The organism is Paracoccus sediminicola (assembly GCF_027912835.1).
Classification (GTDB): domain Bacteria; phylum Pseudomonadota; class Alphaproteobacteria; order Rhodobacterales; family Rhodobacteraceae; genus Paracoccus; species Paracoccus sediminicola.
In genome coordinates, this window is record NZ_CP115768.1 from 401,651 (window position 1) to 425,763 (window position 24,113).

Consider the following 24,113-nt stretch of genomic DNA (forward strand, 5'->3'; position numbering starts at 1 on the left):
GCGCATCGCTCGGCGGGGCTTTGCCCGCATTGCCCCCGCGCGGCGGCGGCGTTATGTCTGGCACGCAAGCAGGAAAGGGCAGCGATGGCATATCAGGTCTTCATCGATGGCGAGGCCGGCACGACGGGGCTCCAGATCCGCGACCGTCTGGCCCGGCGCGACGATATCGAGCTGATCCGGATCGACCATGCGCTGCGCAAGGATGCCGAGGCGCGCCGCGATTGCTTTGCCGCGGCGGACCTTGCGATCCTCTGCCTGCCCGACGATGCCGCGCGCGAGGCGGTGGCGCTGTCCGCGGATCTGCCGGTTCGGCTGATCGACGCCTCGACCGCGCATCGCATCAGCCCTGGCTGGGCCTATGGTTTCCCCGAATTGACCCGGGATGCCCGCGCGCAGGTCGCGGATGCGCGGCATGTGGCCAATCCGGGCTGCTACGCAACCGGCGCCATCGCCATGATCCGGCCCCTGGTCGAGGCCGGGCTGATCGGCCCGGAAGAGGCCGTTTCGGTCAACGCGGTCTCAGGTTACACCGGTGGCGGCAACGCGTTGATCGCCGAATATGAGTCAGGCGATGCACCGCCCGCTTTTCTGTATGCGCTCGCGCAAAGCCATAAGCACATCCCCGAGATCATGGCGCTGAGCGGGCTTGGCGTGCAGCCGGTCTTCGCGCCATCGGTCGGGAGTTTCGCGCAAGGCATGGCGGTGTCGCTGCCGCTGCATCTGGGTGGGGCGCGCAGCCTGTCCTCTCTCCATGCGGCGCTGGCGGAACGCTATGCCGGGGCGCAATTCGTCCGGGTCCGCGAGGCGGAAGAGGTCGGGGCGCGGGTCGATCCGACGGCGCTGAACGGCACCAACATGCTCGATATTTCGGTGCATGGCGATGATGCCTCGGGCTGCGCGGTGGTGGTCGCCGTGCTCGACAATCTCGGCAAGGGTGCCTCGGGCGCGGCGGTGCAGAATCTCAATATCATGCTCGGGATTGACGAGGGGGCCGGGCTATGAGCGGCAAGAAACCGGTCGTGCTTTGCATCCTCGATGGCTGGGGAATCTCGGACCGGCCGGAGCAGAGCGCGCCCGATCAGGCGCAGACCCCGACCTTTGATCGGCTGATCGCGCATGCGCCGCATGACACGCTGATCACCTATGGGCCGGATGTCGGCCTGCCGAAGGGCCAGATGGGCAATTCCGAGGTCGGCCACACCAATATCGGCGCGGGCCGGGTTGTGGCGATGGATCTGGGTCAGATCGATCTCGCCATCGAGGATGGCAGCTTTTACGACAATACCGGTCTCGGTGCCTTTATCGACAAGCTGAAGCAGACCGGCGGAACGGCGCATCTGATGGGCGTCGTCTCGGATGGCGGGGTGCATGGTCATATCCAGCACGTCATTGCGGCGGTGAACGCGGTGGCGCGGCAGGGTGTGCCGGTTGTGGTCCATGCGATCACGGACGGGCGCGACGTGGCGCCGAAATCGGCGATGGGGTTCGTCACGGAATTGCAGGGCAGCCTGCCGGAGAATGCAAGTATCGGCACGGTGATCGGGCGCTATTTCGCTATGGATCGCGACAATCGCTGGGACCGGGTCAGCCGCGCCTATGCGGCGATGATTGGCGGGCGGGGCGAGGCCGCGCCGCATGCGGATCAGGCCGTCGAGGCCGCCTATCAGCGCGACGAGACGGACGAATTCATCCAGCCCACGGTGATGGACGGCTATCAAGGCGCGCGCGACGGGGATGGGTTCTTCTGCCTGAATTTCCGTGCAGACCGCGCGCGAGAGATCCTTTCGGCCATCGGGAGGCCGGATTTCGATGCGTTCGACACCGGCCCGCGCCCGGATTGGGCGGCGCTGCTGGGGATGGTCGATTATTCCGAACAGCATAATGATTTCATGTCCACCGCCTATCCCAAGCAGCATGTGGCGAACACTCTCGGCGCCTGGGTGGCGTCGCGGGGGCTGCGCCAGTTCAGGCTGGCCGAAACCGAGAAATACCCGCATGTCACTTTTTTCTTGAATGGCGGCAAGGAGACGCCCGAACCGGGCGAGGACCGGCATATGCCGTCAAGCCCGAATGTGGCGACCTATGATCTCCAGCCGGAAATGGCGGCTGACGAGGTGGGCGAATATCTGGTCCGTGCCATCCGGGAGGGCTATGAGCTGATCGTGGTGAATTTCGCCAACCCCGACATGGTCGGCCATACCGGCAGCCTAGAAGCGGCGGTCAGAGCCTGCGAGGCGGTGGACCGCAATCTCGGCCGTGCGCTGACTGCGCTGGAAGAGGTTGGCGGCGCGGCGGTCATCATCGCCGATCACGGCAATTGCGAGACGATGATCGATCCAGAGACGGGCGGACCGCATACTGCCCACACCACCAATCCGGTGCCGGTCATCGTGACCGGCGATCCGTCGGTCGCCGGACTGCGCAGCGGCGGGCGGCTGGCCGATGTGGCGCCGACGGTGCTTGATCTGATGGGGCTGCCGCAGCCACCTGAGATGACTGGCCAGAGCCTGATCGAACGCTGATGACAGGTATGTTCCGCAAACTCACCGGCCCGCTGACCGCGCTCGCGCTGTGCCTTCCCGTCAACGCGGCACATGCGCAGGAAAGCGCCGGAGAGGGCGCCGCCCGCGCCGCGTTCCAGCTGCGCGAGGCCACCGGCCGGCTGGAAGAGGCGCTCAGCAAGGAAGATCAGGTCACCGCATTGACCGAGATGATCCAGGCTTACGAATCCGGGTTGTCGTCGCTGCGGGCAGGGCTGCGGCAGGCAGGCATCCGCGAACAGGAGATCCGGGCCGAGTGGGAATCGCGCCGCGAGCAGCTCTCTTCTATCATCGGGGTGATGATGTCGATGGAACGCTCGCCCGAGACGCTGATGCTGCTGCATCCCGACGGTCCCGAGGCCACGGCGCGCTCGGGCATGATCCTGTCCAGCGTGGCCCCCGGACTGCGCGAGCAAGCCGATGCGCTGAAGGCCAGTCTCGACGAAATCGCCGAGCTGCGCGAACTTCAGGAAGATGCCGCGAACACGCTGGCCGAGGGGCTGGGCCGGGTCCAGGACGCCCGCCGCCTGCTGGCGAGCGCGGTGACCGACCGGTCGACCATGCCAAAGCGCTTTGCAGAGAACCCCGAGGAATTGCAGGTGCTGGAACGCTCTGCCGCGACGCTTGATGCCTTTGCAGAGGGCATTGCGGACATGGAATCCGATGTCGGCCCGCCTCTGGCCGATTTCGAGGGCGCGCAGGGGTCGCTGCCGCTGCCCGTGCGCGGCAAGGTGCTGCGCCGTTTCAACGAAGCCGACGCGGCCGGAATCGAGCGTCCGGGGCTGGTGATCGCCACGGCACCCGCATCTCTGGTCACGGCACCTTGGCCGGCAACGATCCGCTATCGCGGACCGCTGCTGGATTACGGAAATGTCACAATTCTTGAACCGGCACAGGATTATCTGCTGATTCTCGCTGGCATGTCGCAGGTCTTCGGCGAGGTCGGCGACGTGCTTGCCGCCGGTGAGCCTGTGGGGCTGATGGGCGGCACGGAACCGCCTGCGCAAGAGTTCGGGATTGAATTCGTCGTGAATGCGGCGACAGGCAGGGATGCGGATCGCAGCGAAACACTGTATCTGGAACTGAGGCGGGACAAGGAAACGCTCGATCCGGCGGAATGGTTCGTGCTGAACCATATCGTCGAAGACGAGCAGGGCGAGACGCAAGAACAGGCGGAGACGCAATGAAGCATTATCTCATCGCAGGCATTGGCGGCACTCTTGCCGGGGTCCTGCTGACCACGCAGTTTGCCGGGCCGATCGCGGCGCAGAGCTCTGGCGGCAATAATTCGGTTTACGAACAGCTCGACATGTTCGGGAATGTGTTCGAACAGGTCCGCAATCAATATGTCGAGGAAACCGAGGCGCAGGATCTGATCGAGGCCGCGATCAACGGGATGCTGCAATCGCTGGACCCGCACAGCTCGTTCCTCCCCGCAGAGGATTACGAGGACATGCAGACCCAGACCCGCGGCAGCTTCGGCGGCCTCGGCATCGAGGTCGGGCAGGAGGACGGCGTCGTCAAGGTCATCTCGCCGATGGACGACACCCCCGCAGACGAGGCCGGGGTCGAAGCCGGGGATTACATCACCCATGTGGATGGCGAGTCGCTGATGGGGCTGACGCTCGATCAGGCAGTGGATCTGATGCGCGGCCCGGTCGGCTCGGAGGTGACGATCACCGTGCTGCGCGAGGGCGAGCAGGAACCGTTCGACATCGACATCACCCGTGACACGATCAAGCTGACCGCCGTGAAAGGACGTGTCGAGGGCCATGCCGTCGTGCTGCGCGTCGCCACCTTCAACGACGAAACCATGCGCAGCCTTGAGGAAGAGCTTGCGAAAGCCGTCGAGGAGCTGGGCGGGATTGATCAGATCACCGGCATCATGCTGGACCTGCGCAACAATCCGGGCGGGTTGCTGGATCAGGCGATCTATGTGTCGGACGCCTTCCTCGATCGCGGCGAGATCGTCTCGACGCGTGGCCGCACCCCCGAGGAAAGCGAGCGCTGGAACGCCGAGCAGGGCGATCTGGCCGAAGGCAAGCCCATGGTGGTGCTGATCAATCGCGGCTCCGCCTCGGCCTCCGAGATCGTGACCGGTGCCTTGCAGGATCATCGCCGCGCCATCGTGGTTGGCGAAAAATCCTTCGGCAAGGGCTCGGTCCAGACGGTGCTGCCGGTCACGTCGGACAGCGCCATGCGGCTGACCACGGCCCGGTATTATACGCCTTCGGGCCGCTCGATCCAGGCGCTCGGGATCAATCCCGACATCATCGTGGCCCAGCCCGCCGCCGCGCCGACCGAGGAGGATGAGGAAGAGCCGCGGACCAATTCCAGCTTCATCAGCTCGGAAGCCGATCTGCGCGGTGCGCTGAATAATGACAGCTATTCCGAGGAAGAACGCCGTCAACTGGAAGAGGAAGCCGCCGAGGTTCAGGCCACGGCAGAGCTGCGCGAAGAGGATTACCAGCTCGCCTATGCGATCGACATCCTCAAGGGGCTTGCGGCGGTGGATTTCGACGCGGATGAAATCGCCGCGGCTGAAACCCCCGCCGTGACCGGCGAGGATTCCGGCACCGAGGACGCCCCCGCCGTCACCGAAAGCGACGAGGCCACAGATGAGGGCGCAGCTGACGGCGACGCCCAGACCGACGCCGAGGAGGACGCGCAGGAATGAGCGGCGCGGATGACGGGCGGCGCGGCCCTTCCGGGCTGCCCTATCGCCCCTGCGCCGGGGTGGTGCTGGTGAATGACGCCGGGCTGGTCTTTGCCGGCCAGCGCATCGACACGCCCGGGGCCTGGCAGATGCCTCAGGGCGGGATCGACGAGGGGGAAACCCCGCGAGACGCCGCCTTGCGCGAACTCGGCGAGGAAACCGGCCTGCCGCCAAGCGCCGTCGAGATCCTGTCAGAGGCGGAGGATTGGGTCTATTACGATCTCCCCGACGAGCTGGTCGGGAAGATGTGGAAGGGCCGGTTCGGCGGCCAGCGCCAGAAATGGGTGCTGATGCGCTTCACCGGGGATGATGCGCAGGTCGATATTGCGACTGAACATACCGAATTCGATGACTGGGGCTGGCTGCGGGCCGATGAGCTGATCGGAAAGATCGTGCCTTTCAAGCGCGGCGTCTATGAACAGGTCATCGCGCGGTTCCGCGATCATCTCGCCTGACAGGCCGGTCGGGGCCGACCGCGCTGACCGGCATGGCCCCCGCCGAGGCGCCGCTCAGCCCGGCCGCGCCGGCTCGAATTCGTCGATGATCTTCACAGCCTCGTCTGCTGTCTCGACATAGCGGAACAGTTCCAGATCGCCCGCGCCGATCGTGCCGGCTTCGGCCAATGCCTGCCAGTCGATGATTCCGTCCCAGAACTCCTGCCCGAACAGCAGGATCGGCACCGGCCGCATCCGCCCGGTCTGGATCAGGGTGAGCGTCTCGAACAGCTCGTCCAGCGTCCCGAACCCGCCGGGGAACACCGTCACCGCCCGCGCGCGCATCAGGAAATGCATCTTGCGGATGGCGAAATAATGAAAGTTGAAGCAGAGATCCGGCGTTACATATTCGTTCGGCGCCTGCTCATGCGGCAGAACGATGCCCAGCCCGACGGATTGGCCGCCGACATCATGCGCGCCCTTGTTTCCCGCTTCCATCACCCCCGGCCCGCCGCCGGTGCAGATGACATATTCGCGGCCATAGGTTTCCAGGCTCCGCTCGGTCATGATGCGGGCGAAGCGATAGGCTTGTTCGTAATATTTCGACAGATCGGCCAGCGTCTCGGTCCGCGCGCTGTCCTTGTTCTCGGGGGCGGGGATGCGGGCGCCGCCGAACATCACCACGGTGGATTCGACCCCGCGCTCGTCCAGGATCATCTGCGGCTTCAGCAGTTCCAGTTGCAGCCGCACCGGGCGCAGCTCTTCGCGCAGCAGGAAATCGGTATCCGCAAAGGCAAGCTTGAAGGCGGGCGCGCGGGTCTGCGGCGTGTCGGGCATGTCCTGCGCCGCCTCGGCATCTTCGCGGCTATGCGGGAAGGGGTGGGCGCGGGAGTCTTCGTCGTTCATGGGGGCCTCTGATCGGTCGGGCGCATTGCGCCGGGTCAGATCCCCGCTTATAGCCCTTGGGCAAGAGTTTCTACCCTGAGCCGAGGAGAACCCGCATGACCGACGCGCCGTCGAACCCGCAATCGCAGATCCCGTCGAATGACGCGCTCGAAGCCGCGATCGAGGCCGCCTGGGAGAACCGTTCCGAGATCACGCCCGCCACTGGCGGCGAAACCCGCGAGGCGATCGAGGACACGCTGAACGCGCTCGACAGCGGGCAGCTTCGCGTGGCCGAGAAGCGCGGCAATGACTGGCATGTCAATCAATGGGCCAAGAAGGCGGTGCTGCTCGGCTTTCGCATCAAGGACATGGAGATGCAGCCGGGCGGGCCGCAGGGCGGCGGCTGGTGGGACAAGGTCGACAGCAAATTCGCCGGATGGGGCGATAATCAGTGGCGCGCGGCGGGGTTCCGAGCGGTGCCGAATTGCGTCGTCCGCAAATCCGCCTTTATCGCCAAGGGCGTGGTGCTGATGCCCAGCTTCGTCAATCTCGGCGCCTATGTCGACGAGGGCACGATGGTCGACACCTGGGCCACGGTCGGCTCCTGCGCGCAGATCGGCAAGAATGTCCATCTCTCGGGCGGCGTCGGCATTGGCGGCGTGCTCGAACCCATGCAGGCCGGCCCGACCATCATCGAGGATAATTGCTTCATCGGCGCCCGCTCCGAGGTGGTCGAAGGCGTCATCGTGCGCGAAGGCTCGGTGATCGGCATGGGCGTGTTCCTGGGCCAGTCCACCAAGATCGTGGATCGCGAGACCGGCAATGTCACCTATGGCGAAATCCCGTCGGGCTCGGTCGTCGTCTCGGGGTCGATGCCGTCGAAGAACGGGGTGAACCTGTATTGCGCGGTGATCGTGAAACGTGTGGATGAACGCACCCGCGCCAAGACCTCGGTGAACGAGCTTCTGCGCGACTGAGGACCGGGGGCTTCGCGCCCCCGGGCCCCGCGGGATATTTCTGTCAGGATGAAGGCGGTTTTCGTCCTGATTCAAATATCCTCGGGGGTGAATGGCCGACAGGCCAGAGGGGGCGCGAGCGCCCCCTGGGATCACGCGGCGCGCCGGAGGATTGTCACGATGGTTTCGCCGTAACGCCGCTGGTCCAGCATGGCGAAACCCTCGGGAAGCTGCGGCGGAAGATTATCTTCCCAGACGATCAGCGCGTCATCGCTCAGCCAGCCGCCGCTCAGCGCCGATTGCAGCGCCGCCTCGCCGAGACCCTGCCCATAGGGCGGGTCCATGAAGACCAGCCCATAGCCCGCGCCGCGATTGGGGCCGAGCCGGGTCGCGTCGCGACGCCAGATATCGGTGACCCCCATGGCGCGCGCCTTTTCCACATTGGCCCGCAACAAGTCGCGCGCCGTGGCACCGTCATCCACGAAGGCCACCCGCGCCGCGCCGCGTGACAACGCTTCCAGCCCGAGGGCGCCGGACCCGGCGAAAAGATCGAGAACGCGCACGCCCTCCAGACCGATCCCGAGGCTGTTGACGATCAGATTGAACATCGTCTCTCGGACCCGGTCTGTGGTCGGGCGCAGATGCGCCGATATGTCTCCGGCGCCGATCTCGGCCAGTTTCAGCCCGCGCAGCCTGCCGCCGACGATCCTCACAGCAGCTCTTTCACCGCTGTGTCCGGATCGGCGACGAGCGCCGGATCGGGGGATCGGCCCGCCTCGATCAGCCGCTTGCCGACCATATAGGCGCGCGCTTCGTTCAGCGCATCCACCGCGATCAGCCGGTCGCCGCGATAATACCAGACCGAGCCGCCAAGCGCATCAGATCCGGCGCGTTTGACCACCCGATCATGCCCGGCGTTCAGGCCGGCGATCTGAAGCTTGGCGTCATATTGATCCGACCAGAACCACGGCTTCGGCGCATAGTCCTGACCCGCGCCGAGCATGTTCGCGGCGACCAGCTCGGCCATGTCGATGGCATTGCCGACGCTTTCCAGCCGGACGCGCTCGCCCTGCCACGGAAAAGAGGCGCAATCCCCCGCCGCCCAGATCGCCGGGTCCGAAGAGCGTCCCTGCGCATCGCAGGCGATGCCGTTGTCCAACGCCAGTCCGGCATCGGCGGCCAATGCGGTCTCGGGCGCGATGCCGATCCCGAGCACCACCAGATCGGCGGGGATCTCCTGCCCGTCGGAAAGCTGCACAGTTTCGATCCGCGCGTCACCCTTCAGCCGCGCCAGGGTCCTGTTCTCGAGAATATGCACATCGTGATCGCGATGCAGCGCGCGGATCATCTCTGCGGTTTCGGACGACGCGACACGGCCGAGAATGCGCGCGCCGGCCTCGATCACCGTCACGTCGAGCCCCAGCTTTCGCGCCACCGCGGCCGCCTCCAGCCCGATATAGCCGCCCCCGATCACCACCAGCCTGCGGCCCGTGACAAGCTGAGGTTGCAACCGGTCGATATCGCCGAGATTTCGGACCGTGTGCACCCCCGCCAGATCTCCGCCAAGCCCGGCGGGCAGACGTTTCGGCGCCGCGCCGAGTGTCAGGGCAAGCTGGTCGTAGGCAAAGCGGCCATCCGTCGTCTCGATCTGTCTGGTCGCGCGGTCGATGCGCATGGCGCGGACGCCTGTCATCAGGCGGATTTTCTGTTCGTCCCACCATTCCGGGCCGCGCAGCGTCAGCCGCTCGACCGGCATGTCGCCCAGCAGATAGGCTTTCGAAAGGGGTGGGCGCTGATAGGGCGCGACGGGCTCGTCGCCGATGACGGTAATCGCGCCGTCATGACCGAGCGCGCGCAGCTTGGCCGCCATCGAGGCCGCGGCCTGTCCGCCGCCAATGATGAGAATATCCATCGCCATTCATCCTTTCGCCGCCTGTCATGGCCCGCGCGGCGCATCGGTGCAAGCCCCGCGGATTTCCGCGCTTGACAAAATTCCGGTCCCGCGCCACACAGCGCGCCTGATGGGGCCATAGCTCAGTTGGTAGAGCGCATCGTTCGCAATGATGAGGTCAGGGGTTCGACTCCCCTTGGCTCCACCATCATCCCGCCTGTTGCCTGTTCGCCACAAGCCGGATCTCCGGCCCTCTTGTGCTATTTTGATGCGCGCTCAGCCGCTTGGCAAAAGCAAGAATTACTTGTCATTTAGCCCGCTTTAATTGTTTCCTCACCCTCGGAAAAACGCGCAAGCTGGCGCGGCAAGAGGAGGCTTGGAATGACACGGCATGGCGGACAGCTTTTGGTCGATTGCCTGGAGGCGCTCGGCGCGACGAAAAGTTTCGGAATTCCGGGGGAAAGCTATCTGGCGGTGCTGGATGCGCTGCATGATACGGCGGGACGACTGGATTTCGTGCTGTGCCGGAACGAGGGCGGCGCGGCATTGATGGCGGCCGCCTATGGCAAGCTGACCGGATCTCCCGGTATCTGTTTCGTCACGCGGGGTCCGGGCGTTACCAATGCGTCGATCGGTGTGCATACGGCGATGCAGGACAGCGCGCCGATGCTGCTTTTCGTGGGTCAGGTCGGCACCGACATGAAAGGCCGCGAAGCCTTTCAGGAGATTGATTACCGCGCCGTTTTCGGCACCATGGCGAAATGGGCGGTAGAGATTGACGATGTGGCGCGGCTGCCCGAGATCGTCGCCCGCGCCTGGACCACGGCGACGACCGGCCGGCCCGGCCCGGTGGTGATCGCGCTTCCCGAGGACATCATCAGCGCGCCGACCGATGCCGCTCCGCTGCGCGGCCCGGCCGAGATTGCCGCACCCGCCCCGCCGCCCGCGGCGCTGGACAAGGCGCGCGGCCTGCTGGAAGCCGCAAGTCGCCCGCTGATCCTGATCGGCGGCTGCAACTGGACCGAATCCGGACGCCAGGCGATGAAGGATTTCGCCGAAGCCTCGGATATTCCGGTGGTCGCGGCCTTCCGCTATCAGGACCAGTTCGACAATTTCTCGCCCGTGTTCTGCGGCGAGGCCGGGGTCGGGATGCCGCCCCATGTGCGGCGGCTGATTTCGGAGGCCGATGTCATTCTTGCGGTGAATATCCGCTTTGGCGAGATGACCACCGACGCTTATACGCTTCTGAACGTGCCCGAGCCGGCTCAGAAGGTGATCCATGTGCACGGCTCGGATCGCGAGATCGGCAAGATCTACCAGCCCGCTCTCGGCATCCAGTCGGGGCCGGATGAATTCGCCCGCATCATCGAGCCGGTGCGCGGAGACTGGGCGGCGTGGCGCGAGGCGGGGCGGGCCGATTACGAGGAATCGCTCGAGCCGCCGCCGCAACCATCGCCGGTGGATATGGGGGTGGTCACGGCACGGCTGCGCGAGATCCTTCCCGGGGATGTGATCCTGACCAACGGGGCAGGCAATTTTTCCGTCTGGCCCAACAAGTTCTTTCCCTTCGGCAGCCGGGCGCGGTTGCTCGCCCCGCAATCCGGCGCGATGGGCTATGGTCTGCCCGCCGCCATCGCCGCCCGGATCGCCTATCCCGATCGGCGCGTCGTCTGTTTCGCCGGTGACGGCGATTTCCAGATGACCTGCACCGAGCTGGCGACCGCGCTGCAACATTACGCCCAGCCGATTGTGCTTGTGCTGAATAACGGGATCTACGGCACCATCCGCGCCCATCAGGAACGGAATTATCCCGAACGCGTCTCGGGGACGGACATGACCAATCCCGATTTCGCCGCACTCGCCCGTGCCTATGGCTTTCATGGCGAGCGGGTCGAGACGACGGCAGATTTCGACGCCGCGTTCGAGCGCGCGCTTGCGTCGCCGACCGGGGCGGTACTGGATCTGAACATCGCCCCCGAGGCGATCACCCCGCGCCAGACGCTCAGCCAGATGCGCGACGCCGCCCTGGCCGGGAAGCGGAGCAGATGAGCGCCGGGCAGGACATCAGGCTCGGGGCCGATATAGGCGGCACCTTCACCGACATCGTGCTGGATCTGCGCGGCACGATCCACTCGACCAAGGTGCTGACCGATTACACCGCGCCCGAACAGGCAATTCTGGACGGCATCGGCATCGTCACCGCCGAAGCCGGAATCAGCGCCGCCGAGATCGGGCTGGTGATTCACGGCACCACTCTCGCCACCAATGCGCTGATCGAGCGGCGCGGTGCGCGCACCGCCTTCATCACCACCGAAGGTTTCCGCGATGTGATCGAGATGCGGACCGAGAACCGCTTTGCGCAATATGACCTGTCGATTGAACTGCCCAAGCCACTGATCCCGCGTCAGGACCGCTTTCCGGTCGGCGGCCGGATCAGCGCCACCGGGGATGAGCTGGCTCCGCTGGACGAGGCGGCGCTGCGCGATATCGCCCGCCGGATCGCCGATGCGGATTTCGGTTCCGTGGCCATTGGCTTCATTCATTCCTACATGAACGACTCTCATGAACGCCGCGCGCGTGAGATTCTGGCCGAAACGCTTGACCTGCCGATCTCGATCTCTGCCGAGGTCTCGCCGCAAATGCGCGAGTTCGAGCGTTTCAACACGGTCTGCGCCAATGCCTATGTGCGGCCGCAAATGGCCAGCTATCTCATGCGTCTCCAGGCACGGCTGGGCGAGATGGGCGCAGATTGCCCGGTCTTCATGATCCATTCCGGCGGCGGTCTGGTCTCGGTCGAAACGGCGGCAGAGTTTCCGGTCCGGCTGGTCGAATCCGGCCCGGCAGGCGGCGCGATCTTTGCCGCCGACATCGCGCGGCGCTTCGATCTGGGCCGTGTGGTCAGCTATGACATGGGCGGGACCACGGCCAAGATCTGCCTGATCGACGATTTCCAGCCGCAGACCGCACGCAGCTTCGAGGTGGCGCGCAGCTATCGCTTCGCCAAGGGCTCGGGGATGCCGATCTCGATCCCGGTGATCGAGATGATCGAGATCGGGGCAGGGGGCGGCTCGCTGGCCTGGGTTGACGATATGAGCCGCATCCAGACCGGCCCGGAATCCGCGGGATCAGAGCCCGGCCCGGCCTGTTATCAGCGCGGCGGCACGCGGCCCGCGATCACCGATGCCGACCTGCTTCTGGGCAAGCTCGATCCCGATAATTTCGCTGGCGGCAAGATCACCCTTTCGACCGATGACGCCGCGAGCGCCGTTGACGTCGAGATCGGCGCGAAGCTGTCCCTCGACACGCCGGAAGCGGCTTTCGGCATCGTCGAGGTGGTCGATGAGAACATGGCCAATGCGGCGCGGGTCCACGCGGTCGAGAATGGCAAGAATATCTCGGATCACGGGATGATCGCCTTTGGCGGCGCGGCCCCGCTGCATGCGGCGCGGCTCTGCGAAAAGCTGAATATTGGCCGCTGCATTATCCCTGAAGGTGCGGGGGTCGGCTCGGCGATCGGGTTTCTGCGCGCGCCATTCGGCTATGAGGCGGTGGCCTCGCAGATATCGGCGCTGTCTGATTTCGACCCGGCGCGGCTGAACGCCCTGCTCGACGGGCTGAAGGACACGGCCGAGCATTTCGTCCGTGGCGGCAGTTCCGGCGAGATCGAGCGCGAGATCGTGGCCTTCATGCGCTATCGCGGTCAGGGCTGGGAAATCCCGGTCGAGCTTCCCGACCGCGCCTTTACGTCAGAGGACCGTGCGATGATCCGCGATGCCTTCCGCGACCGTTATGCCGGGTTCTTCGGCCGTGCCGTCGATGGGCCCGAGATCGAATTCGTGACCTTCTCGGTCAAGGCGCAGGACCGGCGTCCCGAGGCCGCGCGCATCCAGCTTGCCGAGACCGGCACCACACGCGCGCCCGCGACGACGCGCAAGGTGTTCGACCCTGCCGCGGGCCGGGCGCTCGACACGGCGATCTTTGCCCGCGACGCGCTTTCGCCCGGCGAGCGTATCCCGGGTCCGGCAGTGATCGCAGAGGCCGAGACCTCGACCGTCGTCACCTCTTTATTCGACGCCGTCATCCAGCCGGACCGCGCGATCCTGCTGCTGCGCAAGGAGGCCGCATCATGAGCCAGCTCGAGGAAATCCGCATGCAGGTAATGTGGAACCGGCTGGTCTCGGTTGTCGAGGAACAGGCGATGACGCTGCTGCGCACGGCTTTTTCGACCTCGGTGCGCGAGGCGGGCGATCTCTCGGCGGGGGTCTATGATGCGGAAGGCGCCATGCTGGCGCAGGCCGTCACGGGGACGCCCGGGCATGTGAATACGATGGCGCAGGCGGTGAAGAACTTCATCGACGAGATCCCGCGGCAGCAGATGTTTCCCGGCGACACCTATGTCACCAACGACCCATGGCTGGGGACCGGGCATCTTCACGACATCACCATGGTCTCACCGTCATTCAAGGGAGACAGGCTGATCGGGTTCTTCGCCTGCACCGCGCATGTCGTGGATATTGGCGGGCGCGGCTTCGGGGCGGACGGCAAATCCGTCTATGAAGAAGGGATCCAGATCCCGATCATGAAATTCGCCGAGCGTGGCGAGGTGAACCGCGATCTGGTCAGGCTGCTGCGCGCGAATGTCCGCGAGGCAAGCCAGGTGATCGGGGATTTCTACTCGCTCGCGGCCTGCAACGATGTGGGCCATGCGCGGCTGATCGAGATGCTGGACGAAACCGGCATGACCGATCTCGAGGCGCTCGGGGATTTCATCCTCTCGCGGACCGGCAAGGCGATCCGCGAACGCATCGCGGCGCTGCCCGACGGGTCGTGGTCGAACGAAATGGTGACGGACGGTTATGACGACCAGATCCTGCTGAAGGCGCGGCTGGACATTGCGGGAGAGCGGGTGCAGGTCGATTTCGCGGGTTCCGCGCCCGTCAGCCGCTGGGGGATCAACTGCCCGCTGATCTACGCGAAAGCCTATGCCTGCTATGCGCTGAAATGCGTAATCGCGCCGGATATCCCGAACAATGCGGCCTCGCTCGCGGTGTTCGACGTAAGCTCGCCCGAAAATATTCTGAACGCGCCGCGACCGGCACCGGTCTCGGTGCGACATGTGCTGGGTCATATGGTGCCGGATCTGGTGCTTGGCGCGATGGCGCAGGCGCTGCCCGGTCAGATCCAGGCCGAAGGGGCGGCCTCGCTGTGGAACGTGCATATCTCGGCCCGCCCGGTCGCCGGTCAGGAGGGACGGCGCGCCGAGGTTCTGATGTTTAACTCGGGCGGAACCGGGGCAAGGCCGGGGCTCGACGGGCTGTCCGCGACAGCTTTTCCGTCCGGCGTGCACACCATGCCCATCGAGGCGACCGAGCATACCGGCCCGATCGTCGTCTGGCGCAAAGAGCTGCGTCCGGATTCCGGCGGGGCCGGCACGCAACGCGGCGGTCTGGGCCAGATCATCGAGATCGCGCCCGCCGAGGGGCACGAATTCGATTTCTCGGCCATGTTCGACCGCGTCACCGAACCGGCGCGGGGCCGCGATGGCGGTCAGCCCGGCGCGGCTGGCGCGGTCGAGCTCGATGACGGCACCGTGCTGCGACCCAAGGGCTGGCAGCATGTCCCCGAAGGCCGCCGGCTGGTGCTGCGCCTGCCCGGCGGCGGCGGGTTCGGAGATCCGGCGGGGCGCAGCGCGTCGGCGCGCGAGGATGATCGGGTCAAGGGCTATGTGACGGCTGACGACGCATGAGCCGCCGCTCGCCCCTTGTACCGGCATCGGACCCGCGCGACTTTGCCCGTGACGCGCGCGGGTTATTCGCACATCTCAGCGTGCAGATCTGCGCCGCAACAGAAAAAAAGGAAATGTCATGTCGAAACCCTTCAACCGCATCCTGATCACCGGCGCTGCCGGACGCCTGGGCACCGAGCTGCGCCGTGGGCTCGCACCACTGGCCGCGCATCTGCGCCTGGCCGATCGCGAGCCCTGCGACGATCTCAGGGAGAATGAAGAATCGGTGGCGTTCGATCTGTCCGACGAGGCCGCGGTGATGGAAGCCGTGCGCGACGTCGATGCCATCGTGCATTTCGGCGGCGCCCCGCATGAGCGGCCCTGGGACGATGTGCTGAACAGCAATATCCGCGGCAGCTACCATATTTACGAGGCGGCGCGGGCGCATGGGGTGCGGCGGGTGATCTATGCCTCGTCGGTCCATGCCATCGGTTATCACCGGCTGGCCGACCATGTTCCCTGCGACGCGGTTGGCCGCCCGGACAGCCTTTACGGCGTATCGAAATGCTTCGTCGAGGCGCTGGCCTCGATGTACTGGGACAAGTTCGGCATCGAGAGCGGCTGCCTGCGCATCTTTTCCTCGTTCCCCGAGCCCGCCGACCGCCGCATGCTGTGGTCCTGGCTGAGCTTCGACGATTGCGTGCGGTTGGTGTCTTCGGCGCTGACCGCTCCGCATCTGGGGTTTTCGATCATCGCGGGCATGTCCGACAACAAGGTCAAGCCGGTCGATAACGGTCCTGCCGGGCATCTTGGCTTCAGGCCGCAGGACAGCGCCGAGCCATATCGCGACAAGGTCGAGGCCGCCAACCCGCCTGCCGATCCGCAGGACCTCTCCACCCAGTGCATCGGCGGCTGGTTCGTCAATCTCGGCCACCCGGACGACGAACAGGAGGAGTGATGCGGGACAGCTATGATGTCGTGGTCGTCGGCGGCGCGGTCATCGGTTGTGCTGTCGCCTATTACCTGACCGCCAATCCCGATTTCGACGGGTCGGTGCTGGTGGTCGAACGCGACCCCAGCTTCGGCCGGGCCTCGACCGCGCTGTCCTGTTCGGGAATCCGCACGCAGTTTTCCAACGCGGTGAATGTTCGGATCAGCCAATATGGCGCCGAGGTGATCCGCGACTTCGCCGAGATGGCCGCGCTGGGCGAGGACCGGCCCGACCTTCAGTTCCATCAAGGCGGCTATCTGTTCCTCGCCGCCTCGCCGGAACAGGAACGGGTCCTGCGCGAAAATCATGAGGTGCAGCGGCGCTGCGGTGCCGATGTGGTGCTGTGGAACCGTGACGAGCTGGCCGCGGCTTTCCCGCATCTGCGCGTGGACGATATCCGCCTGGCGTCCTATGGCCGCTCCGGCGAGGGCTGGTTCGACAATACCGGCATGATGGCCGGATTTCGCGCCAAAGCCCGCGCGCAGGGGGCGGATTTCGTCACCGATGAGGTGGTGGCGATCGGGCGGGGCAGGGGCCGTGTCGACAGCGTCACGCTTGCCTCCGGCGCGACGGTTCGGGCGGGATGGGTCGTCAATGCCTCGGGTCCGCGCGCCGCGCTGACGGCGCGGATGGCCGGGCTGGATCTGCCGGTCGAGCCGCGCAAGCGAACGCTCTTCGTCTTTGACTGCGCGCGCTCGCCCGAAGGCTCGGCGGCGATCAATCAGGGCCGGCTGCCGCTGATGATCGACCCTTCCGGCGTGTTCTGCCGCCCCGAGGGACGCTATTTCCTGGCCGGTTGCCGCCCGGATGAGGATCCGGTGGTGGACTGGGACGATTTCGAGCCACGGCATTCGGAGTTCGAAGAGAAGATCTGGCCGATGCTCGCCGCCCGCTCCGAGGGATTCGAGGCGATCAAGGTGATGAACCAGTGGGCCGGGCACTATGCGTATAATACGCTGGATCACAACATGATCCTCGGCGCCCATCCCGAGCTTGGGAACTTCATCTTCGCCAACGGTTTTTCCGGGCACGGGCTGCAACAGGGACCGGCCACGGGGCGCGGCGTGTCCGAGCTGGTGATCTATGGCGGATACCGGACGCTTGACCTTTCCGAGGTGGGATTCGAACGTGTGCTCCTGTCGCGCCCTTTCCTGGAAAAGGCGATCATCTGAAATAATCCCGCCCGGCACCGGCGGGTCGCGGGGGTCATGACACGCACCGGACTCCGATACAGCCTGCACGGAGCGGCGCGATGAACGGGCGCGCGCCGCGCCTGCCGCCGCTGAACGCGCTGCGGGCCTTCTGGGCGGTCATGCGGCGCGGCAGCTTCCGCGCCGCCGCCGACGAGCTTTTGGTCACACCTCAGGCGATCAGCCAGCAGATCCGACTGCTGGAGGAAACGCTCAATCTGCGTCTCTTCACCCGGCGTGGGCGCGCGATCGAGCCGACCGAGGAGGCACAGATCCTGTCGCGTTTCGTCGCCGCCGGATTTGACGAGTTCTCCGAAGGCATTCGCCGCGTCACGCAGACCGCGCAGCGCAGCCGGATCAACATCAATGTCAGCCCTTATTTCGCGACACGCTTCCTGCTCGAACGGCTGGAATCTTTCCGCCGCCAGATGCCCGGCGCCGATCTGCGGCTGACCACGATGGTCGAACTGCCCGATTTCGACCGCGACGACATCGACGTGGCGATCCAATGGGGGTTCGGCGACTGGGCCGGGCTCGACGCGCAATTGCTGGTCCGCGATCCCAAGATCATCTGTTGCGCGCCGGATCTCGCCCCGGAGCTGACCGGCCCCGAGGATCTTTCCGCCCAGACCCTCCTGCACCCGGTGCGCGCCCTCAGCCTCTGGGATCGGGTTTTCGCGCATCTCGGGCTGGACAGCGACGGGATCACCGGCGCGCTCCAGTTGCAGGATGCGGCAACCATGCGCCGCGCGACCATATCGGGCATGGGGGTCGGGCTGATCTCGCGTCGCGACGCAGCGGAGGATTTGGCGGCGGGCCGTCTGGTGGCACCTCTGGGTGCGGATGTGCTGGCCGGGATGGCGCCCAAGGATGTGCCGGGCTTCTATCTGCTGCTGCCGCGCGCGCATCGGCGTATCGAGATCATTCGCCGCTTCTGCGACTGGATCAGCGCAGAGAACTGGGATGCGCTCATCTGACGGCCCCGATGGCTGGCGTGCAGATGATTTAATGAAGTTTTCACAGGCAATTCACACACGTTTCAAGAGATGTGCCGATAGGATGATTTCATCGGGGACGGCAGTGTAAACCCCGAATTTTCGAGTACCACGTCGTTAAGGTTCGCGGGATCCGTGGGAATGGTCATCGCAATTCGTGCCAAGACCGTCTGGTAAATTTCCACGAATCCCGCGGCCAATCACGGCGCAAAGTAACCAGTGAGGCGGCCGCAGCGCGCGCCGCATATCACGAGTTGCCCAGGTTTTGGGGGCCGGGCGCAGGCACCGGATCGGACGGCCGTGGCGGTCAACGAGGGAAGACCGCCGCAGTCGGCCGCTCCGGTGCGGCGCTGGCACGAGGCGCCGGATCACCAGCTGCCGGCCAAGCCCGATCAGCTTCGACATGGCGGCACACAGGCGCCATCATGTTCCAGACAGAGAGTTCATCAGATATCGAAGCTACGGACGCCGGTCGCGAGTGTCGCCGTCGCCTGCACCCGCATCGTCCAGATCGGCGGGACCGACCCGGTCGGCGATCACCACCAGCCAGGCCAGCGTCTCGCGCTGCGCCGGGCTCAACCGTTCATCGCCCACGAGCTTCACCGCATGCGCGCGCAATCCGGGCCAAGCGTGGTAGAATTCTGAAATCGAGTCGATCCCGAGCCGCGATTGCTGTTCTGCCATGATCGTCCTCCTCCACGGGGCTCCCATGAGGGCAGTTTGGATCAGCGGATCGCGCCTTGGGGCGTGAATATAGTGTGAGCGGCTTGGCGATCGAGCAAACTGTAAAGTAGAGTTAATTTATGTTTGATTAGATTGGTCTGCCATGGGTGAGCCTCTGCAAATCTCACTGTTCGGAACCTGCGCCGTTAAAATGGCCGGCGCGGACGGGGTGGAGATACGCGGGGCCAAGCATCGCGCGCTGATCTCGCTTCTGGCGACGGCGCCTCTGGGGCGTCGCACGCGCTCCTTTCTTCAGCACACGCTCTGGGGCGATGCGGGCTATGATAGCGGCCACCAGAACCTGCGTCGTGCCCTGTCGGATCTGCGCAAGATCCTCGGCGAGGATTTCGACAGGATTCTGCACATCACCAGCACCGATGTCGAGATCGACCTCGATGCGCTGCGCTTTACCGGCGACCCGCATCGCGGCGCGTTTCTCGAGGATCTGAACGTCCAGACCCCGGCCTTCGCCGCATGGCGTCAGAAGCTGCGCGACAATCCGGCAGGCGCCGCGACGCTCTGCGCGCGGGGCGCGATCACGCAATCGCCGAAGCCGCGCATCACCGCGCTGCCGCTGAGCGTGCTGGGAGAGGATCCGCAGCTGCGCGCCTTCGGCGACTGGGTGGCCGAAGAGATCTGCCGGGTTTTGTCGCGATCCTCGCTGTATTCGGTGATCTCGCATCTCTCGGCGCGCGCGATGGTGCAGCGCATGATCGACCTCGCCGATGTGCGCGACACGCTGGATGTCGATTACATGATTACCGGCACGATCCGGCGCTATCGCGGCGACTGCGTGCTCGATTTCGACTTTCTCGATGCCCGCAGCGGGGTCATCGTCTGGAACCGGCATTTCTCATGTCCCGAGGACAGCTTCACCGACGAACTGCCCGAACGGCTCATCAATGTCGTCGTTTCGGCGGGGCGGACCATTGCCGACGCGGCGATCGGCCATATTCGCGACAAAAGGCTGGGCGACATTGCCGATCATCAGCTGGTGCTGGGCGGCGTTTCGCTGATGCACCGCCCGGCGCTGCGCGATTTTCTCCGCTCGCAAGAGCTGCTGATCGAGGCCGCCGAGCGTATGCCGCAAGCGCCGGAGGTCCATGCCTGGCTGGGCAAATGGTATGTGCTGAACGTCTTCAAGAACTACACGACAAACCGAAAGCGCGACACGCAGCTCGCGCTCGACTGCACCGAGCGTGCTCTGGATCTCGACCCGACCTCCAGCTTTGGGCTGACCATCAACGGCTTCGTCCATGGCAATCTGCTGAAGCGGCTGGATGTCGCTGAGGCGCGCTATTGCGCAGCGCTCGAGGTCAATCCGAATGAAAGCCTCTCCTGGCTGCTGCGCGGAACGCTGCTGGCGTTTCGCGACAACGGCCAAGCCGCGATAGAGGCTACGGACACGGCGCGGCGGCTCTCGCCCATCGATCCGTTCGGGTATTATTATGACAGCCTCTCGGCCTCGGCGCATCTCGCTGCCGAGGATTATCCACGCGCGCTGGCGCTGGCCGACCAATCATTGCAGGTCAATGACCGACATCTTTCGACGCTGCGCACCCAGATCGCGGCGATGTATTTTCTGGACGATATCGAGGGCTGCCGGCAGGCGGCCGAAACGCTGAGGCGGCGCTTCCCCGAGTTTCGGCTGGACAGCTATGGCCGTGACCATCCGGGCGCGGGATCGAAGACGGGGCAGCGCGTGCTCGAAGCCTTGCGCGCCTCGGGGATCAGGTAACTCAGACAGGAGATACATCATGTCGGCTTCAGGCGGGTTCGGAGGGTTCGGCGGCTTCGGAGGATTTGGCGGGTTCGGAGGATTTGGCGGCTTCGGGGGCTTCGGCGGCTTTACAGGGCTCGGCGGGTTTCTGGGGCAGGGTGACACCGGCGCCTATGATCCTGCGACGACAATGGGTTTGCTGACCACATCCGAGGCGCTGAACCATCTGGCCGGGGCTGATCCCGCACCGCAGGGCCAAGACCTGCCCGCCAATGATCCCGGCAATCTCGCGCGTTGGGCGGTCTGGGTGCGCGGATCGCTTTACGTCGCCGAATTCTTGAAGGGGCTCGACTGGGGCATGGATGGCGGCGGCCCAGTCACGCTGTCCTTCGACGGGGCAGAGATGTTTCGCGTGCAGCGGCCTTCCTCCGCGCTGTTGGTCGATCAGTGCCGCCATGTGCGCGACTATGCCGCCTTGCGCGAAGAGCGGGGGACCGAAATCACCTCGCAGCTCGGCTTTCCGACCCCTTATTTTGCGATGCTGCTGGGTTTGCATAGCGGCCAGCACGGGCGCAGCTTCGAACTGATTACCGCAACGCAGGTCATGGCCGCCCATGTTGCGATGGTGGTGAAACACGCGCTTGCCGTGCGCCGCCCCGACCAGATCGACGGGCGCATCGCGCCGATGATCCCGACACCGGGTCACGGCAGCTTTCCGTCGGCCCATGCGACCGAGGCTTACGCAGTGGCCACCGTGCTGGAGTCTCTGGTCGGCGCGTGGGGCTCGCTGGGCGATGCGGGGCCGCGTCTGCGGATGCTTTACGGGCTGGCTGAGCGTGTGGCGGTCAATCGCACGGTCGCCGGGGTGCATTATCCGATCGACAGCTGGGCCGGCGCCGCGCTGGGCGTCGCGGTGGGCCGCGCCGTGCTTGGGCGCTGCGGGCAGGACATGCCGATCCGCCCGGCCCGCTACGAGCCCGTCGATGCCGATTTCTTCGATCACGATTTCCACGACGAGCAAGCCGCCGCCCGCGCCGGTCTCAGCCGCGCAGCGACCGGATCACGGGCCGGGGCGGGACAGTGTTTCTCCTGGCTATGGGCGAGCGCCTGCAAGGAGCGGCAGGGAAGCGGCGGGGCGGTGTCATGAACCGCATGGCGGATGGTGGCCAGAGTCGTCGCCTCTTCCGCTATGACGGCCCCTATGAGACATGGTCATTCGGCGCCGCGCTGGGCCGCGCATTCTCTTTCCCCGCTTTGGCCGAAGATGCGGCGCAGCATTACGCGGCGCTGGTCGAGGGCGGGGCCGAGCCGGCGGCATTGAAGGCGCAGCCTCCGGTTGTTCTGCGCTTGCCGCCGCTGTGGAATCCGGGTGCAAAGTCGCTCGCCGCGATCCCCTTTGCGATGTCGCGCCCCGACGAGCGGGGCCGTTACCGGGATCTGCGAGAGCAGGACTTCGACCGGCTGCGCCTGGCGGCATCTGCTGCCGGTGAGGGGGCCGCGCCGCGCTATCGGGTGAATTATCCGATCTCGGCGCAAAGCTGGGTCACGGATTACGACCCGTCGCGCGCAATGGAAAGCTGGCAGAGACCCGCGACCCGCCCGCGCGTGATCATTGGCGTAATCGATGACGGGATTCCGTTCCTGCATCGTGGCTTCGTGGAAAACGACGGGCGCTCGCGGATCAGCCATTGCTGGCTCCAGCCCGCCGCCGCGCCCACGGGTCCCGCCGCTGTGCCCTTCGGGCGCGAATGGACCAATGCCCGCATCGATGCCCTGCGCGCCAGCGGCACCGATGAGATGCGGCTTTATCGCGAAGCGGGTGCGATAGACGCCAGGCTTCCTGAACTGGGACTGCATCTGCGCCGCCGGGCGACTCACGGTGCCCATATCGCCGGACTCTGCGGCGCGGATGATCCCGTGCTGCGCGCCGCGCCCCTGGGTGACGAGGTGCAGATCGTTGTCGTGCAGCTGCCCAACACCATTGCCTGGGACACGTCGGGTTTCGGCAAGGAGATGTATATGCTCAGCGCGCTGCATTACGTTTTCGACCGCGCCCGCAGGATCGCCGCCGCTTTCCCCGGCGGCCCAGAAGAGCTGCCGCTGATCGTGAATTTCAGCTATGGCTGGAGCGCCAACCGCCATGACGGCGGTGCCACGATGGAGCGGGCGATGGAACAGCTGATCTCGCGCCGTCGGGCGATGCAGCCGCTGAGCTCGCTGAACATGCCGATGGGGAATAATTTCGCCAAGTCGATGCATGCGAGCATCGGACCCGCGGACATGACGGGTGGCGAGGCGCGGATTGGCTGGCAGGTATTCCCGGATGACCGCACCTCGAGCTATCTCGAAATCTGGTTTCCGGAAGGGCAGGGTGGTCCGGGGTCCGGTGTGCGGCTGACGCCGCCCCCAGGAACGACGCTCGACAGCCCGGCGGAGATTTCTCTTGACGGTGAAGAGGCTCCCGAAGGCGGGGACGTGTTTCATCACATGCCGCTGCGGATCGGCGGGAAGGTCGTGGGGATGCTCTCGGCCGATCTGCATCTGGGCGAGCGCTGGCGGGTGACGCTGGCGCTGATCCCGACAGTCGATAGTCGTGGTGAGGGTCGCCGCGCGCCCTCGGGACTCTGGAAGATCGCGCTGCGCGGACCCGGTCTTGGCCACGATGAGCGGATCGGGGTCTGGTTGCAGCGCGATGACGATCCCGAAGCGCTGCGCAGCTTCGGCCGGCAGAGCCGTCTGGTCAATCCCGACGTATCCGGGGCGAATCCCGGCCCGCTTGAACCGGCGTTACCAAGCGGGAAGGTGCGGGGCTATGGCACGTTCAACGGCATCGGCTCGGCGCCGTCGGTGACGCGCGTTTCAGGCTATGTGATGGGGTCGGATGCGCCGAGCCTCTATAGCGGAGCCGCCGCGCTGACATTCACGGACGGCGCGCTGAAGGTGATCGGTGTCCGCCCGGCCTTCGCCGCGCCTGCCGATCGCGGGCTGCACCGCGCCGGGCTGCAATCCATCGGTGTGCTGAGCGGCAGCGCCGCGCAGCTTCAAGGCACCAGCGCCGCCTGCGCGCTCGCCACACGCTGGATGGCCCTGAACATCGCGGCAGGGCACGACATCCATGCAGGGCTCAGATGCTTCTTTCGAGGGGATGACCACGGGCGCGATCCCGCCCCGGCCCTTCGCAGCGGCGAAACAGATCGCTCAGACAGCGATGCGATCCGGGCGGCGCGTCTGGGTGATGGGCTGATCCCTTTTCCCCATCCCTGAGCCATGGATCGCGAGGGGCCAGCGGAAGCGGCAGCTTCGAAACGACATCAACCGAAGACCCGCCGCAATTTTATGCGCGGCGG

At 65.6% G+C, this 24,113-nt stretch carries 19 protein-coding genes and 1 tRNA gene; 16 read left to right on the top strand and 4 right to left on the bottom strand.

The window, feature by feature from the left end; translation table 11 throughout:
• The first annotated feature begins 84 nt into the window (after positions 1–84).
• Genes argC through PAF18_RS02025 form a run of 5 tightly spaced genes read left to right on the top strand, consistent with a single transcriptional unit; the run spans position 85 to position 5,711 of the window.
• A complete protein-coding gene (gene argC, locus PAF18_RS02005) occupies positions 85–1,002 on the top strand; it encodes an N-acetyl-gamma-glutamyl-phosphate reductase (protein ID WP_271116976.1) in 918 nt (305 codons plus the stop codon).
• Positions 999–2,522: a 2,3-bisphosphoglycerate-independent phosphoglycerate mutase gene (gene gpmI / locus PAF18_RS02010; protein WP_271116977.1), complete on the top strand. Its 1,524-nt coding sequence runs from the start codon at positions 999–1,001 to the stop codon at positions 2,520–2,522. Before argC ends, gpmI begins: the two co-directional genes overlap by 4 nt.
• Complete coding sequence (locus PAF18_RS02015) at positions 2,522–3,727, top strand: murein hydrolase activator EnvC family protein (protein WP_271116978.1); 1,206 nt, start codon at positions 2,522–2,524, stop codon at positions 3,725–3,727. Before gpmI ends, PAF18_RS02015 begins: the two co-directional genes overlap by 1 nt.
• A complete protein-coding gene (locus PAF18_RS02020) occupies positions 3,724–5,217 on the top strand; it encodes a S41 family peptidase (protein WP_271116979.1) in 1,494 nt (497 codons plus the stop codon). The genes PAF18_RS02015 and PAF18_RS02020 overlap by 4 nt, the downstream gene beginning before the upstream one ends.
• The gene (locus PAF18_RS02025) at positions 5,214–5,711 is read left to right on the top strand and encodes an RNA pyrophosphohydrolase (RefSeq protein WP_271116980.1); all 498 of its coding nucleotides are present in this window, start codon (positions 5,214–5,216) and stop codon (positions 5,709–5,711) included. The genes PAF18_RS02020 and PAF18_RS02025 overlap by 4 nt, the downstream gene beginning before the upstream one ends.
• A 54-nt stretch (positions 5,712–5,765) precedes the next feature.
• On the opposite strand, the gene PAF18_RS02030 is transcribed toward PAF18_RS02025, so the two are convergent.
• The gene (locus PAF18_RS02030; RefSeq protein ID WP_271116981.1) at positions 5,766–6,596 is read right to left on the bottom strand and encodes an LOG family protein; all 831 of its coding nucleotides are present in this window, start codon (positions 6,594–6,596) and stop codon (positions 5,766–5,768) included.
• Positions 6,597–6,691: 95 nt separating this feature from the next.
• Here PAF18_RS02030 and dapD point away from each other — a divergent pair, with 95 nt between their 5' ends.
• Entirely contained in the window at positions 6,692–7,552 is an 861-nt protein-coding gene (gene dapD, locus PAF18_RS02035) for a 2,3,4,5-tetrahydropyridine-2,6-dicarboxylate N-succinyltransferase (RefSeq protein WP_271116982.1), read from the top strand.
• Between the two features lie 131 nt (positions 7,553–7,683).
• Here the strand turns inward: dapD and rsmD are convergent, their stop codons facing one another.
• Entirely contained in the window at positions 7,684–8,244 is a 561-nt protein-coding gene (gene rsmD, locus PAF18_RS02040; protein WP_271116983.1) for a 16S rRNA (guanine(966)-N(2))-methyltransferase RsmD, read from the bottom strand.
• Positions 8,241–9,443 (bottom strand): NAD(P)/FAD-dependent oxidoreductase, encoded by a 1,203-nt coding sequence (locus PAF18_RS02045; protein ID WP_271116984.1) that lies wholly within the window; start codon positions 9,441–9,443, stop codon positions 8,241–8,243. The genes rsmD and PAF18_RS02045 overlap by 4 nt, the downstream gene beginning before the upstream one ends.
• Before the next feature lie 111 nt (positions 9,444–9,554).
• Between PAF18_RS02045 and PAF18_RS02050 the strand changes: the two genes are divergently transcribed.
• From PAF18_RS02050 to PAF18_RS02080, 7 genes are all read left to right on the top strand, one after another.
• Positions 9,555–9,630 (top strand) — tRNA-Ala (locus tag PAF18_RS02050).
• 173 nt (positions 9,631–9,803) lie between these two features.
• Complete coding sequence (locus PAF18_RS02055) at positions 9,804–11,471, top strand: thiamine pyrophosphate-dependent enzyme (RefSeq protein ID WP_271116985.1); 1,668 nt, start codon at positions 9,804–9,806, stop codon at positions 11,469–11,471.
• The gene (locus PAF18_RS02060) at positions 11,468–13,552 is read left to right on the top strand and encodes a hydantoinase/oxoprolinase family protein (protein WP_271116986.1); all 2,085 of its coding nucleotides are present in this window, start codon (positions 11,468–11,470) and stop codon (positions 13,550–13,552) included. Before PAF18_RS02055 ends, PAF18_RS02060 begins: the two co-directional genes overlap by 4 nt.
• Complete coding sequence (locus tag PAF18_RS02065) at positions 13,549–15,168, top strand: hydantoinase B/oxoprolinase family protein (RefSeq protein WP_271116987.1); 1,620 nt, start codon at positions 13,549–13,551, stop codon at positions 15,166–15,168. The genes PAF18_RS02060 and PAF18_RS02065 overlap by 4 nt, the downstream gene beginning before the upstream one ends.
• A gap of 118 nt (positions 15,169–15,286) precedes the next feature.
• Positions 15,287–16,105, top strand: a complete 819-nt coding sequence (locus PAF18_RS02070) for an NAD-dependent epimerase/dehydratase family protein (RefSeq protein ID WP_271116988.1) — start codon at positions 15,287–15,289, stop codon at positions 16,103–16,105.
• On the top strand, positions 16,105–17,310 hold the full coding sequence (locus PAF18_RS02075; RefSeq protein WP_271116989.1) for an NAD(P)/FAD-dependent oxidoreductase: 1,206 nt from the start codon (positions 16,105–16,107) through the stop codon (positions 17,308–17,310). Before PAF18_RS02070 ends, PAF18_RS02075 begins: the two co-directional genes overlap by 1 nt.
• A gap of 80 nt (positions 17,311–17,390) precedes the next feature.
• A complete protein-coding gene (locus PAF18_RS02080) occupies positions 17,391–18,305 on the top strand; it encodes a LysR substrate-binding domain-containing protein (RefSeq protein ID WP_271116990.1) in 915 nt (304 codons plus the stop codon).
• Between the two features lie 477 nt (positions 18,306–18,782).
• Here the strand turns inward: PAF18_RS02080 and PAF18_RS02085 are convergent, their stop codons facing one another.
• Positions 18,783–19,007 (bottom strand): hypothetical protein, encoded by a 225-nt coding sequence (locus PAF18_RS02085; RefSeq protein ID WP_271116991.1) that lies wholly within the window; start codon positions 19,005–19,007, stop codon positions 18,783–18,785.
• Between the two features lie 190 nt (positions 19,008–19,197).
• Here PAF18_RS02085 and PAF18_RS02090 point away from each other — a divergent pair, with 190 nt between their 5' ends.
• Genes PAF18_RS02090 through PAF18_RS02100 form a run of 3 tightly spaced genes read left to right on the top strand, consistent with a single transcriptional unit; the run spans position 19,198 to position 24,030 of the window.
• On the top strand, positions 19,198–20,784 hold the full coding sequence (locus PAF18_RS02090) for a hypothetical protein (RefSeq protein WP_271116992.1): 1,587 nt from the start codon (positions 19,198–19,200) through the stop codon (positions 20,782–20,784).
• A gap of 19 nt (positions 20,785–20,803) precedes the next feature.
• On the top strand, positions 20,804–21,913 hold the full coding sequence (locus PAF18_RS02095) for a phosphatase PAP2 family protein (RefSeq protein WP_271116993.1): 1,110 nt from the start codon (positions 20,804–20,806) through the stop codon (positions 21,911–21,913).
• On the top strand, positions 21,910–24,030 hold the full coding sequence (locus PAF18_RS02100) for a S8/S53 family peptidase (RefSeq protein WP_271116994.1): 2,121 nt from the start codon (positions 21,910–21,912) through the stop codon (positions 24,028–24,030). Before PAF18_RS02095 ends, PAF18_RS02100 begins: the two co-directional genes overlap by 4 nt.
• Positions 24,031–24,113: the final 83 nt, after the last annotated feature.

Coding starts and splice junctions, on each gene's coding strand:
- dapD (WP_271116982.1), top strand. CDS start 6,692: ATGACCGACGCGCCGTCGAACCCGCAATCGCAGATCCCGTCGAATGAC.
- PAF18_RS02070 (WP_271116988.1), top strand. CDS start 15,287: ATGTCGAAACCCTTCAACCGCATCCTGATCACCGGCGCTGCCGGACGC.
- PAF18_RS02020 (WP_271116979.1), top strand. CDS start 3,724: ATGAAGCATTATCTCATCGCAGGCATTGGCGGCACTCTTGCCGGGGTC.
- argC (WP_271116976.1), top strand. CDS start 85: ATGGCATATCAGGTCTTCATCGATGGCGAGGCCGGCACGACGGGGCTC.
- PAF18_RS02100 (WP_271116994.1), top strand. CDS start 21,910: ATGAACCGCATGGCGGATGGTGGCCAGAGTCGTCGCCTCTTCCGCTAT.
- PAF18_RS02095 (WP_271116993.1), top strand. CDS start 20,804: ATGTCGGCTTCAGGCGGGTTCGGAGGGTTCGGCGGCTTCGGAGGATTT.
- PAF18_RS02090 (WP_271116992.1), top strand. CDS start 19,198: ATGGCCGGCGCGGACGGGGTGGAGATACGCGGGGCCAAGCATCGCGCG.
- PAF18_RS02080 (WP_271116990.1), top strand. CDS start 17,391: ATGAACGGGCGCGCGCCGCGCCTGCCGCCGCTGAACGCGCTGCGGGCC.
- PAF18_RS02075 (WP_271116989.1), top strand. CDS start 16,105: ATGCGGGACAGCTATGATGTCGTGGTCGTCGGCGGCGCGGTCATCGGT.
- PAF18_RS02085 (WP_271116991.1), bottom strand. CDS start 19,007: ATGGCAGAACAGCAATCGCGGCTCGGGATCGACTCGATTTCAGAATTC.
- PAF18_RS02045 (WP_271116984.1), bottom strand. CDS start 9,443: ATGGATATTCTCATCATTGGCGGCGGACAGGCCGCGGCCTCGATGGCG.
- PAF18_RS02065 (WP_271116987.1), top strand. CDS start 13,549: ATGAGCCAGCTCGAGGAAATCCGCATGCAGGTAATGTGGAACCGGCTG.
- PAF18_RS02030 (WP_271116981.1), bottom strand. CDS start 6,596: ATGAACGACGAAGACTCCCGCGCCCACCCCTTCCCGCATAGCCGCGAA.
- PAF18_RS02025 (WP_271116980.1), top strand. CDS start 5,214: ATGAGCGGCGCGGATGACGGGCGGCGCGGCCCTTCCGGGCTGCCCTAT.
- gpmI (WP_271116977.1), top strand. CDS start 999: ATGAGCGGCAAGAAACCGGTCGTGCTTTGCATCCTCGATGGCTGGGGA.
- PAF18_RS02055 (WP_271116985.1), top strand. CDS start 9,804: ATGACACGGCATGGCGGACAGCTTTTGGTCGATTGCCTGGAGGCGCTC.
- PAF18_RS02015 (WP_271116978.1), top strand. CDS start 2,522: ATGACAGGTATGTTCCGCAAACTCACCGGCCCGCTGACCGCGCTCGCG.
- PAF18_RS02060 (WP_271116986.1), top strand. CDS start 11,468: ATGAGCGCCGGGCAGGACATCAGGCTCGGGGCCGATATAGGCGGCACC.